Raw genomic sequence first — 12,769 nt, forward strand, 5'->3', positions numbered from 1 at the left:
ATAGATTTATCCTCGTTTTTGGTGAGCGTTAATATCCCACTGTGCTAAAAGCCGTTCCATTTTACGGAGTAATATATTGTAAAACACAATAGCAGGAATAGCAACGACGAGACCCATCGCGGTTGCTTTAAGTGCCAAAGCCAAACCGGTCATAATTTTCTTCGGATCAACAGCACCGACATCACCTAACGTATAAAATGTGATCATAATTCCCAAGACAGTTCCAAGCAATCCGACATACGGAGCATTTGATCCGATAGTGGCAATCGTACTGACATTATTTCCCAAATCAAGTTCAAGTTCCTCTTTGGTCTCATAATCAGCGATACGTACTGATCCATACGCCATTATCCTCTCAATAAAAAGCCATAATGAGACGATACTCATCAGCACCAATATTCCAATAATCCCATAATCCACTGCCGAGTGTGCTAGCTCCAACCAGCTACTGTTTTCCATTTATTTCCCCTTTTTAAATTCAAGTTTAACGCACGTGCCTTCTCCCATTTTGGAAGAGACATGCAACATAATATGATGTCGATCACAATACCGTTTTACAAGACTTAGACCGATTCCATATCCCGGTATTGTAGTATCATTTTGGAAATAACGATCATAGATGCGCATCAAAGTGATCTCATCCATACCGATTCCGCGATCACAGATAGTGAGGGTATAATTGTACTGTGAAATAGTAATGTGAGGGTTCACTGGAGAGTATTTCACCCCGTTTTCAACCAAATTATCGATCACCTTACCAAATCCGATCCGATCCAAACGCACTTCACAAGATTCCATATTCACTTCCCAGTGCACAGCAGGGTAAAGAGAACGTAAAAAACCTAACCGTTCTTCTACAACTTCACGCAAATCAAAGGATTCGATTGATTCGCGCTCTGTTTGCTTTTTAATCAAATAATCGAGTTCATTATACCGCTCTTTTAACATCTCTGCCGCCACCTCGATCCGCTCTAAGCGCTTGAGGGACTTTTCATCATTATGCGTTTTACGCAGCATTTGCGTATTCGCTGTGATTGTATTGATCGGGAGATTGAGCTCATGAAGCGTCTCTTTCGAAAAACGTTCCAAATGGTAAAAATGTTCTCGCAACGGTGCAATTGCTATTTTAGCCAATACACCTCCGACCACAAGAGTAATAAGAAGCGAAACAAATGCGATAATCCCCCATTCTTGAACACCCAATACTTGATGAACATAATAGATTCCAGCAATTAAAACACCGGTTGTCGTCACGTATAAGGATGCTAAAGCGATGGTAAAACTACGGAACAAGGCGATATCCTACCCCACGTATATTAACGATCAATTCGCTTCCGATCTCTTGTTTGAGACGGTTGATATAGACCCGTATCGCTCCGTCACTAATCATCTCAGAGGGGTTCCAGAGGTTATCCATGATCATCTCTTTGGTCACAATTTCCCCCGCATTGCGAATAAAAAGAGCCATAAGTTGATATTCTTTGAGAGAGAAAGGAATCTCTTTTCCCCCTAACAAAATACATTTATGCAATTCATCAAGACACAAGTCTCCGATACAAAGACGGTTCGTCCCTTTACTACGACGTAGTAATGCCTGAATACGGACGAGAAGTTCATCGGTATTAAACGGCTTTTTAAGATAATCATCCGCTCCAATTTCAAACGCATGGGAGAGGGTTTCAATCTCCTGATGAGAGGTAAGATAAATCGTCGGTGTGGTATCGTTAGCACGTCGAAGCTCTTTTAAGAGGGATAAACCATTAATCAGAGGAACATTGATGTCGAGAAGATAGAGATCAAAATGGTTTTTGAAAGTTGCATCAAGCGCTACCTGACCGTTTCGACAATGAACAACTTCAAACCCCTCCTCTTCAAGAACATCCATGATCGACTCACCAAACAGCAAATCGTCTTCGAGCAGCAAAATCTTAGTCGACACGTTCAATCGACCATCGGAGAATTTCTCCCGCTTTCATGGGGACAACCGTTCCATAAATATCAGGAACCACAAAGTCATGTTTCACCAATACAACCTCTTTAAATTCGGCACAAATACCGTAAATTTGCTGTGCATTATCGCTGACGAATGCCTGAAGATTATCCAGTTTCTCATGGGCATCAAATACTTCACATAAAAGTTGCAATGCGATAGGAGCGGTAAATACCCCTGCACCGCATCCGTACGACTCTTTGGTATGTTTCGGATGCGGTGCGGAGTCAGAACCGAACATCACTTTCGGATGCGCTTCGAGTGCAACACGCAACAATGCCGCACGATCTTCGGGACGTTTGGCAATCGGTTTACAGAACAAATGAGGACGCAACATTCCTCCTGCCACATCATCGAGGGTGATAATGAGATGATGAACCGTGATTGTCGCATACAGATTCTCATGACGGTCCAACATCGCTACGGCATCCGCAGTGGTAATATGTTCCATAATGATTTTAAGTTTTGGAAAGTTAAGGGCTAACATCTCATACACCGACATAAACTCGGCTTCTCGATCCATTACAAACCCGTTTGTTTCACCATGTACTGAAAGAATAATACCAAGATCACTCATTGCCTCAAGGGTTTCACGCATTGCTTCAATATCAAAGCTCGATACACCACCCTCAGAATTAGTTGTTACTCCGCTGGGATAAAGTTTTATCGCAGTAATATGATCTTGTATATCTTCCAAAAATTCACGACTGTAATTTTGATAAAAAAGGGTCATATAAGGTTCGAAATCATCTCGCCCGATAGCATGTTTGATTCGTTTTTTGTACTCTTTCACCATCTCTTTCGTCGTAACCGGTGGAACAAGATTCGGCATGACTAGCGCACCGCTAAAACTGTAAGACGTGAGAGGTGCCACGGATTCGAGCATCTCACCGTCACGAAGATGCAGATGCATATCCAACGGCATACTTAATGTGATAGTTTTCATCTTAAACCTTTAACTGTTTTTGAGCTTCTTGAATCAAAGCGTTAAGTGCGTCCTCATAACGTACCGCTTCGGCTTGCTCTGTCGATTCAAAACGAGTCACAAGAACAGGAGTAGTGTTGCTCGCACGCACCAACCCCCATCCTTTATCGAAAATCACCCGAACACCGTCCACATCGATGATATCACGCATAGGAGGAAAATCCGACGGCGGTGTTTGTAAAAGCTCTTTTAGTTTGGCGATAAGCGGGAATTTCTCCTGTTCCGTCGTTTTAACTTTGATCTCTTCGGTTGAAAATACCTGTGGAAGCTTTGCAATCTCCGCATCGAGATCAATACCTTCTTGCACCAGTTCAAGCATACGAAATGTTGCATAAATCGCATCGTCATAGCCGAAATAACGGTCGGCAAAGAATATGTGTCCGCTTACTTCGCACGCCAAGTCGGCATGAAGTTCTTTCATTTTGACTTTCAGATTCGAGTGCCCCGTTTTGTACATCACGGCAGTCGCACCCCGCTCACGTAATGTGTCGTACATCACTTGAGAACATTTTACCTCACCGATGACGGTCGGATTTTTCATCTTGAGGGCAAATAGCAAAGCCATCATGTCCCCTTTGATATTGTTTTTAGGGGTCAATACGGCGATACGATCGGCATCACCGTCATACGCAAATGCAATATCACCCTCGGAAGCGAGAAGCTTTTTAATGTCTTCAAGATTATGCTCTTCACTCGGGTCCGGGTGATGATTCGGGAATGTGCCATCAGGATCGACATAAATTCCTTTAGTTTTGAGCCCCAATTCATTGAAAATATCTTCGATTGCGAGCCCGGCAACCCCATTTCCGCAGTCATATACGATCCGCTCGCTCATCCCTCGTAAATGGCCGAATGATTCGACCATAAAACGTTTATAACGGCTTAAAGCATCGATTTCACTGACTTGCCGCTCTACCTTTGGTGGAAACGCCAATGTGTCGATCTTGCGACCAAGTGCATAAATCGATTCACCGAAGAATGGGGCTTTATTGATCGTGATTTTAAATCCGTTGTATTCGCTCGGGTTATGTGAACCGGTAATCATAACCGATGCACAAGCCGTTACACCATTACCCCCCAGGGGGTCTTCTTTGCCTTCGGCATTCACCTTAAATTCTTGATAATTACAAAAGTAGTTAACCGGAGTCGGAACCATCCCCATCCCCAGAACTTTCATCCCTCCCGCATTGAGTCCGGCAGTCAAATACTCAAAAAGAATCGGAGAATGGCTTCGTGCGTCATATCCCACTGCAACATACTCACCAAACCCTTTCATTTCATCCGCCAAAGCGTACCCCAAACGGGTAATAGTCTCTTCATTCAACTCTTTTTCAAAAATACCACGGATATCATACTCACGATAAATAGACATATTTTCCCTTTTCAAGCAACATTAACAAATTATACAACGCGGTGGTTAAAAGAGTCTTTTGCAGGGCAACATGCCCCGTAGAAGAATAGTGTAGAAGTGTTACAAAAGTGTTAAGGAGGTTTGAATTAAGCGCGGATGCTGCGCGCGGGCTTCTTGCCGAGGGAAACCTAGTGTTAACGTAGCCAATCGGGACGCGTTCCGATGGCGTGATAAATCAGATTGCTCTTTTAAATTCAGGGTATGCTTCGAGTCCGCATTCACTGACATCAAGTCCTTGCTGCTGCTCCTCATCGGTTGCTCGGAAAGGAAAGACTTTGTTGATAAGATAGATAATTACAAAAGAAACGGTGAATACAAATACTGCGATTTCAGCCACTCCTTTGAGCTGATTCATAAAGGTGATGTTTTTTGCCGCATCGCTCGCAAAAATTCCTACGGCAAGTGTTCCCCAAATACCATTGACCAAATGCACTGACAATGCCCCAACCGGATCATCAATACGTACTTTATCAAATAAAGGAATCGCAAGAACAACCAAAAGACCCCCGATAAATCCGACTGCCAACGCATCATACAGGGTAAATAAATGAGCCCCGGCCGTAACTGCAACCAACCCGCCGAGTGCACCGTTGAGAATCATGGTAATATCAAAAAGTTTGTAACGAGCGTAGATCAAAATCCCTGCTGAAATTGCCCCGGCAAGACCTGCGACATTGGTATTGAAAATCGTTAAAGCGACACTGTCTGCCGCCTCTTTCGTCGCAATCGATCCCACAGAACCGCCATTAAATCCGAACCATCCGATCCAAAGGAGCATCGCACCAAGTACTACTAAAGGAATATTAGAAGCAGGGATGACACGCATTTGATCACCTATATAGCGACCTTTACGTGATCCGATCACCAAAATAGCCGCAAGTAACGCCCATCCTCCGGTAGAGTGGATGACGGTAGACCCGGCTAAATCGACCATATTGATATCCAACAGCGTATCTTTAAGCCAATCGCTTCCCCAACTGATATTAACCGCCGTTGGATAAATAAACGCTCCCATAATAATGGTAAACAAAGTCAACGGTAATAATTTAGCCCGTTCACCGACCCCACCGCTCATAATATTGATTGCCTTACCGACAAACGCCATTTGGAACATAAAAAATGCCCACTTACTCATAGTGGTAGTCTCAGCATCACCAAATGCCAAATGAAATCCGATTAAAATAAATGCCATAGAAGCCACCGCGTAAATCATGACATTGACGGTTAAAACGCTGGAGACGTTTTTAGTCCGAACCAAACCTGCTTCAAGCATGGCAAAACCGGGAACCATTAAGATAATTAGAGTGATTGAAAAGAGGGCAAAGAGGGTATCAATAACGTATGCAGTATCCATGCAGCACCTTTAGTTTAAGATAAAGGTGTGCATTATATATCCAATTAAATGGATTGTAGAAGAAGTATTGATTAAATTTTAATCAAATGGCTTCAATATCTGTTTCACCCGTACGGATACGGACAATTTTACTGATGTCGCTGACGAAGATTTTACCGTCACCGATTTTACCGGTTCGTGCTGATTCTACAACCGTGTTAACTACTTGTTCCACCATTGCATCATCTACTACCATTTCCATTTTGATCTTAGGAAGAAAGTCAACAACATATTCAGCACCGCGATATAACTCGCTGTGCCCTTTTTGTCGTCCGTATCCTTTTACTTCACTTACCGTCATACCGGTGATCCCGATCTCTGCAAGAGCATCTTTTACATCTTCTAGTTTAAATGGTTTGATAACCGCTTCAATTTTTTTCATTGTTTACTCCTTATAGGTTAAAGCCACGTTCACCGTGCACAGACTCATCCAAACCTTGGCTCTCTTGTTCTTCGTTAACACGTGAACCGCCGGTCAATGCCATTGCGATGTAGTAAACCACGATCGTACCGACCAAAGTAAATAATCCTACAAGTAATGCTGATTCAGCTTGAACCATAATTTGTCCCATACGATCGCCTGAATCTTTCAACGGCCCTGCCCAAAGAAGAGCGTTATCGGTATTTGGTGTGTACAAAGCAAAGATACCGGTTGAAATCGCACCCCAAAGACCTGCGAGGAAGTGAACTCCAAACGCATCCAAAGAATCATCGTAACCCAATTTTTTCTTGAGAGCCGTTACACCAAAGAATGCTACTACCGCACCAACGGTACCGATGATTAATGCCCCGCCAACACTTACGAATCCTGCTGCCGGAGTGATCGCAACCAAACCTGCTACTGCACCGGATGCCGCTCCGAGAAGGGTCGGTTTTTTGAACACCATATATTCAACCACAATCCATGTCACTGTTGCAACCGAAGCTGCGATGGTTGTTGTTAGGAAAGCAACACCGGCAATCGCGTTCGCACCGAAAGCTGAACCGGCATTAAATCCGTACCAACCGAACCAGAGTAAACCGGCACCAACAGCCGTCAAGATAACACTTGTCGGTTTCATCGCAACTTTTGGATAACCCGCACGTTTGCCGATCAAAACAGCCAAAACAAGTCCAGCCAAACCGCCGTTCATGTGAACAACCGTACCCCCTGCAAAGTCAAGCGCACCCTCGTTGAAAAGGTAACCGCCACCCCACACCATGTGAGCAATCGGTGCATAAACCACGATTGTCCAAACAAATGCAAATACCATCCAGGTAGAGAACTTCATACGCTCAATGACTGAACCGGCAACGATAGCAACGGTAATTGCAGCAAATGTCCCTTGGAACGCGACAAATACAAATTTAGGATACAGTTGTCCCAACTCAACACTTGCAAAATCAGTCCAGCTGATACCGCTAAGCATTACATTTGCAAATCCACCGATTACTTGGTTCATCGGGCCTTCTGCCGTACCGAAAGCGATAGAGAATCCGGCGATTACCCATGCGATCATCGCTACTGCAAATGCACCGAAGATCATTGCAAACGTATTCAAAATATTTTTAGAACGGGTCATACCGCCGTAAAACAATGCCAAACCGATCGGTGTCATCAACATAACCAATGCTGTTGACATCATCATCCATGCAGTATCACCTGAATTAAGTACAGGTGCCACTGCTTCAACAACAGCTGTTGCGTTAGCGTCATCAGCAAATGCCGATACGCCCAGTAGCGATAAAGCTAAAAGCCACTTTTTCATTTTTTCTCCTTATAACTTGAATGTCGAATACCATTGTACAGAGTAATTGAAAGTGAATAGTGCAGATGGTTGATTAAATTTTAATCAATTTGAAGGGTGAAATTAAAAACAAGCTTATTTTATAATTATAAGGAAAGAATATAACTGAAGAGTGAGGAAGTGTCTTAATTACTCGTTATGGCTCAAACGCCATTACGAGTACAAAGATTAGATCGCATCGCTGTCAGTTTCGCCTGTACGGATACGGATAATTTGGTTGATATCACTGATAAAAATCTTACCGTCACCGATTTTACCGGTTCGTGCTGATTCTACAACCGTGTTAACTACTTGTTCCACCATTGCATCATCTACTACCATTTCCATTTTGATCTTAGGAAGAAAGTCAACAACATATTCAGCACCGCGATACAATTCGCTGTGCCCTTTTTGTCGTCCGTACCCTTTTACTTCACTTACCGTCATACCCGTGATACCGATTTCGGCAAGGGCATCTTTTACATCTTCAAGTTTAAATGGTTTGATAACCGCTTCAATTTTTTTCATTATAGTATATGCTCCATCGAATAGTCTAGGATAATTGTAACCTTATTTAACTAATTTAGCAAATCAAAGCATTTTTTAGATTTTAAGGCGCATTCGGTTATAATCAGCCATATTATCTTCACTTTTGGGGACCGCATGAACGATCTGCTAGACAACAGCGAAATAAATGACATTAATATAGAAGACACACTCAAGAGCAGTTATCTTGATTACTCGATGAGCGTTATCATCGGGCGTGCCCTTCCAGACGTCCGGGACGGTCTTAAACCGGTACATAGACGTATTCTTTATGCCATGGACAAACTTAGCCTTTCCGCAGGTGCTAAATACAAAAAATCAGCCCGTATCGTCGGTGACGTTATCGGGCAATACCATCCGCACGGTGATACTTCTGTTTACGATGCCTTGGTTCGTATGGCACAGCCTTTCGCAATGCGCGCACCGCTAGTAGACGGTCAGGGAAACTTCGGTTCAGTTGATGGAGACAGCGCGGCAGCGATGCGTTATACCGAAGCGCGTATGACCCGTTATGCGGGAGAACTTCTTAAAGATCTTGAAAAAGACACTGTTGATATGATTGAGAACTACGACGGTACCACCTTTGAGCCCGAGGTTCTTCCGACACGAGTCCCGAATCTTATTATTAACGGTTCGAGTGGTATCGCTGTCGGTATGGCGACCAACATCCCTCCTCATAATCCGAATGAAGTTTTGAGCGCATTGGTACACTTGATGGATAATCCGAATGCTTCTCTGATCGAGATCATGCAGTTTATCAAAGCTCCCGATTTTCCGACGGGGGGGACCATCTACGGTAAAAAAGGGATTTTGGACGCTTATGAAACCGGCCGCGGACGTATCCGCATCCGTGCCAAAACTCATATCGAGAAAAAATCGAATAAAGATGTTATTGTCATTGATGAGCTTCCGTATCAAGTGAACAAAGCCCGTTTGATCGAAACCATTGCCGATTTAGTAAAAGACAAATTCATCGAAGGTATTTCTGAAATCCGTGACGAATCAGACCGTGAGGGTATCCGCGTCGTTATCGAGCTTAAACGCGATGCGATGAGTGAAATCGTCCTCAATAATCTCTATAAATCGACCAATATGGAGACTACGTTCGGGATCATCATGCTCTCCGTCTTTAATCAAGAACCTCGTGTTTTCACCCTCTTAGAGATGTTGGGTCACTTTATCAACCACCGTAAAACCGTTATTATCCGCCGTACTATTTTCGATCTCGAAAAAGCAAAAGCCCGTGCTCATATCTTGGAAGGTTTGAAAAAAGCACTCGATCATATCGAAGCAATTATCAAGCTCATCCGTGCAAGCAATGACGGCGAAGCGGCTAAAAATGGTTTGATCTCCGAATTCGGATTTTCACCGATCCAAGCCCAAGCGATTTTGGATATGCGTCTCCAACGACTCACCGGTCTTGAGCGTGACAAAATCGAAAATGAACTCAAAGAGATTTTGGCACACATCGACTATCTTGAGAGCATCCTCCGAAGCGAAGAGGTTCTTAAAGGGATTATCAAAGGTGAATTCGTTGAACTCGTTGAGCAATACAATATCCCTCGTGTCACCGATATTGAAGACAACTATGATGATATCAATATCGAAGATTTGATCCCGAATGAGCCGATGGTTGTCACCATCAGCCACCGTGGATACATCAAACGCGTACCGTTGGTAGCGTATGAAAAACAGATCCGAGGCGGTAAAGGCAAAATTGCCGTTACCACCTACGATGATGACTTTATCGAGAAATTCTATACCTGCAACACTCATGATACTTTGATGTTCGTCACCGATCGCGGACAGCTCCACTGGCTCAAAGTGTACAAAATTCCGGAAGGTTCCCGTACAGCCAAAGGTAAAGCAGTCGTTAATCTCATCAACCTCGAAGCGGATGAAAAAATCCGCTCGATTATCCCGACTACCGATTTTGATGAGAGCAAATCACTCGTATTCTTTACCCAAAACGGTGTTGTCAAACGTACCGCCCTTAGCGAATTCTCGAACGTCCGAAGTAACGGTGTCCGCGCAATCGTTCTCGATGATGATGACGCATTAATCACTGCACACATCGCAAATGAAGAGACCAAATATCTCTTTATCGTAACAAAATACGCGCAGTGTATCAAATTTGAAATCGAAAAAACCCGTGATCAGGGACGCAGCACCCGTGGGGTTCGCGGTATTAAATTCAAAATTGACGGAGACGTCGTTGTCGATGCCAACATTATCAAAAGCGATGAAGAAGAGATCTTGATGGTGAGTGAAAAAGGTATCGGAAAACGAACCACTGCTGAAGAATACCGCCTCACCAACCGTGCAGGAACCGGTGTTATCGCAATGAAACTCAATGCCAAAACCGGAACAACGGTTGTCGGTTGTCTTATGGTTGATGAGACGATGGATATGATGGCGCTCACCAAAGCGGGCAAAATGATCCGTGTCGACATGCAAACGATTGCGAAATCGGGGCGTAACACCAGTGGTGTTTACATCATTAAAGGCGATGACGTCGCGAGTATTTCTCGTTGTCCGAAGAAAGACGAAGAGGAAGAAGAGTCCGAAACCCCTGAGGGAACCTTGGAATTGGAATAGTATTTGCTATTCATTAGCAACTATTCCAAATATTTCCAAGGAAACAGAATGAGACTATCTGCTGCTCTCGCCCTTTTGCTCAGTGTATCTGCACTGCAAGCGGGTATTTTTTCGACTGATGAATCCTCTGACCAAAAAGTCAAATGTGTCTACAGCGGCACAGACGGCAACTGTGTCGAACCTATTTTAAAAGCTGAGAACGAACTGGTTATCACCGTAACTGGTCAAGGGGTAGCCCCTTCCGTCACCGCTTCTCCTGCCCAAGCGTACGCATTGGCTAAACGCGCCGCAATGGTGGACGGATACCGTCTCATCGCAGAACGGGTCAAAGGGGTACAGGTCGAAGGGCAAGATACCATCAAAAATATGATGTTGCAACAATCAAGTACCAAAACATCGGTTGAGGCAATCGTTCGCGGTGCCAATATCATGAATACTACATTTAAAGAGGGTCTGTGCGAAGTCGAAATGGAAATCGCCCTTTCGTATTCTCGAGTCTTGCATTAATCTCGACTCTTATCCACGCAGCCGATAACTACTATATAGGATATCGGCTCACCACTAAAAATGCTCAACCCATTGAAGAACAATTCACCGTATCCAAAGCGATGCAGCCCTGCACCGAATACGGCAATTTCATCCTGACACTTCCACGACTTTCAGGTGCGACACTTGAAACTGTTTTAAATCTTGAACGAAGTACTTTTATTGAATATGCCGCCGAGCATGAGCTGCGGCTTAAAAGTAACGAAACAATAACTTCTTCCAATGTACAAAGTCTCCAAACCCTCACCCTTCCGACACGATGCTATGCAGTCGAGTTTAATGATCACTCTGTTACAATCTCCCTATCAAAATAAGGGTTCTAAATGAAAATTGCGATTGTCGAAGATGATATTAATATGCGTAAATCGCTCGAAATTGCGATGAGTGACTATGATAAATACGATGTTCACACTTTTAAAAATGCACGTGATGCCCTTAAAAAACTCGATGATTCTTTCGATCTCGTTATTAGTGATATTAACATGCCCGGAATGGACGGTATCGAGTTCGTTAAAACCCTGGGTGGAAAGTATGAAGTAATTATCATCACCGGCAATGCCACCCTCACCCGCGCTATCGAATCGATACAACTCGGTGTAAAAGATTTTCTTCTCAAACCCTTCGAAATCGAAACACTGATTACCGCCATAGAGCGCAGCGCGAATGTGAGTAAAAAAACACCTAAAGATTCTTTTTCTCCTATCACCACGAATAATAGCTTTTTAGGAAGTTCACCTGCATTAGACAAACTCCTTGGTCGCATTGCCAAAGCCGCAACAACGGATGCAAGCATTATGCTTCTTGGAGAGAGCGGTGTCGGAAAAGAGCTTTTTGCACGTCACATCCATGAAAGTTCATCCCGCACCTCGAAACCTTTTGTCGCGATCAACATGGCAGCAATTCCTGATAATCTGATTGAGAGTGAACTTTTTGGTTTTGAGAAAGGCTCCTTTACCGATGCAATCGAAGCGAAAATAGGGCAATTTGAGTTAGCCGAAGGGGGAACCCTGTTTTTGGATGAAATTGCCGAGATGCCCTATCCTCTTCAAGCCAAACTTTTGCGTGTCTTGCAAGAGCGCGAAATTCGCCGTTTGGGTGCTTCTAAAAATACCAAAATCGATGTCCGTATCATTTGCGCTACCAATGCGGATTTACATCAAAAAATAACCGACGGAAAATTCCGCGAAGATTTATATTATCGTCTTAACACTATCCCTCTTCATATTCCACCGCTGCGCGAACGACGCGAAGAAATTCTCTCCATTGCCGAGTCAATATTAGTCCAAAACTGCACACAGTACGGCTTTGAAAATAAATCATTTACACCAAGTGCCCGTAACGCTTTGGAACAATACAACTGGCCGGGAAATATTCGTGAACTTATCTCTGTCGTCGAACGTTCCGCTATTTTGAGTGATGGGGCCATAATCGATACGGAAGACCTCTTCTTAGAAGCACGAGGATTAGGTCGCATCTAAGTCCGTATTGGATATAATCGCGAAAAATATTCACGGGTGACTACTGTTCATCCTCA

13 protein-coding genes are annotated in these 12,769 nt (G+C 43.7%); 4 read left to right on the forward strand and 9 right to left on the reverse strand.

Going from position 1 to position 12,769, the window contains the following annotated elements; translation table 11 throughout:
* Positions 1-6: 6 nt before the first annotated feature.
* The 9 genes from exbB to PHI47_RS03945 all read right to left on the reverse strand — a co-directional run bounded on the left by exbB (position 7) and on the right by PHI47_RS03945 (position 8,073).
* Entirely contained in the window at positions 7-459 is a 453-nt protein-coding gene (exbB, locus tag PHI47_RS03905; RefSeq protein ID WP_299933970.1) for a TonB-system energizer ExbB, read from the reverse strand.
* Positions 460-1,293, reverse strand: a complete 834-nt coding sequence (locus PHI47_RS03910; protein ID WP_299933972.1) for a HAMP domain-containing sensor histidine kinase — start codon at positions 1,291-1,293, stop codon at positions 460-462. It abuts the gene before it with no gap.
* Positions 1,283-1,939: a response regulator transcription factor gene (locus PHI47_RS03915; RefSeq protein ID WP_299933974.1), complete on the reverse strand. Its 657-nt coding sequence runs from the start codon at positions 1,937-1,939 to the stop codon at positions 1,283-1,285. Before PHI47_RS03915 ends, PHI47_RS03910 begins: the two co-directional genes overlap by 11 nt.
* Positions 1,929-2,936, reverse strand: a complete 1,008-nt coding sequence (pyrC, locus tag PHI47_RS03920) for a dihydroorotase (RefSeq protein WP_299933976.1) — start codon at positions 2,934-2,936, stop codon at positions 1,929-1,931. The genes PHI47_RS03915 and pyrC overlap by 11 nt, the downstream gene beginning before the upstream one ends.
* A gap of 1 nt (position 2,937) precedes the next feature.
* On the reverse strand, positions 2,938-4,347 hold the full coding sequence (locus PHI47_RS03925; RefSeq protein ID WP_299933978.1) for a phosphomannomutase/phosphoglucomutase: 1,410 nt from the start codon (positions 4,345-4,347) through the stop codon (positions 2,938-2,940).
* Positions 4,348-4,561: 214 nt separating this feature from the next.
* Entirely contained in the window at positions 4,562-5,740 is a 1,179-nt protein-coding gene (locus tag PHI47_RS03930; protein ID WP_299933980.1) for an ammonium transporter, read from the reverse strand.
* An 82-nt stretch (positions 5,741-5,822) separates the two neighbouring features.
* Entirely contained in the window at positions 5,823-6,161 is a 339-nt protein-coding gene (locus tag PHI47_RS03935) for a P-II family nitrogen regulator (protein WP_299933982.1), read from the reverse strand.
* 10 nt (positions 6,162-6,171) lie between these two features.
* Entirely contained in the window at positions 6,172-7,527 is a 1,356-nt protein-coding gene (locus tag PHI47_RS03940; RefSeq protein ID WP_299933984.1) for an ammonium transporter, read from the reverse strand.
* A 207-nt stretch (positions 7,528-7,734) separates the two neighbouring features.
* Positions 7,735-8,073 carry a P-II family nitrogen regulator gene (locus tag PHI47_RS03945; RefSeq protein WP_299933986.1) on the reverse strand — a complete coding sequence of 113 codons (339 nt, stop codon included), beginning with the start codon at positions 8,071-8,073 and terminating at the stop codon, positions 7,735-7,737.
* A gap of 135 nt (positions 8,074-8,208) precedes the next feature.
* Between PHI47_RS03945 and gyrA the strand changes: the two genes are divergently transcribed.
* The 4 genes from gyrA to PHI47_RS03965 are packed head-to-tail and all read left to right on the forward strand — an operon-like array spanning position 8,209 to position 12,713.
* Positions 8,209-10,689, forward strand: a complete 2,481-nt coding sequence (gyrA, locus tag PHI47_RS03950; RefSeq protein WP_299933988.1) for a DNA gyrase subunit A — start codon at positions 8,209-8,211, stop codon at positions 10,687-10,689.
* Between the two features lie 48 nt (positions 10,690-10,737).
* Positions 10,738-11,196: an LPP20 family lipoprotein gene (locus PHI47_RS03955; RefSeq protein WP_299933990.1), complete on the forward strand. Its 459-nt coding sequence runs from the start codon at positions 10,738-10,740 to the stop codon at positions 11,194-11,196.
* Positions 11,145-11,549 (forward strand): hypothetical protein, encoded by a 405-nt coding sequence (locus PHI47_RS03960; protein ID WP_299933992.1) that lies wholly within the window; start codon positions 11,145-11,147, stop codon positions 11,547-11,549. Before PHI47_RS03955 ends, PHI47_RS03960 begins: the two co-directional genes overlap by 52 nt.
* Before the next feature lie 9 nt (positions 11,550-11,558).
* Positions 11,559-12,713, forward strand: coding sequence for a sigma-54 dependent transcriptional regulator (locus tag PHI47_RS03965; protein WP_299933994.1), 1,155 nt, complete (start codon positions 11,559-11,561; stop codon positions 12,711-12,713).
* Positions 12,714-12,769 lie beyond the last annotated feature (56 nt).

Origin of the sequence: Sulfuricurvum sp. (genome assembly GCF_028713855.1) — a bacterium.
GTDB lineage: Bacteria > Campylobacterota > Campylobacteria > Campylobacterales > Sulfurimonadaceae > Sulfuricurvum.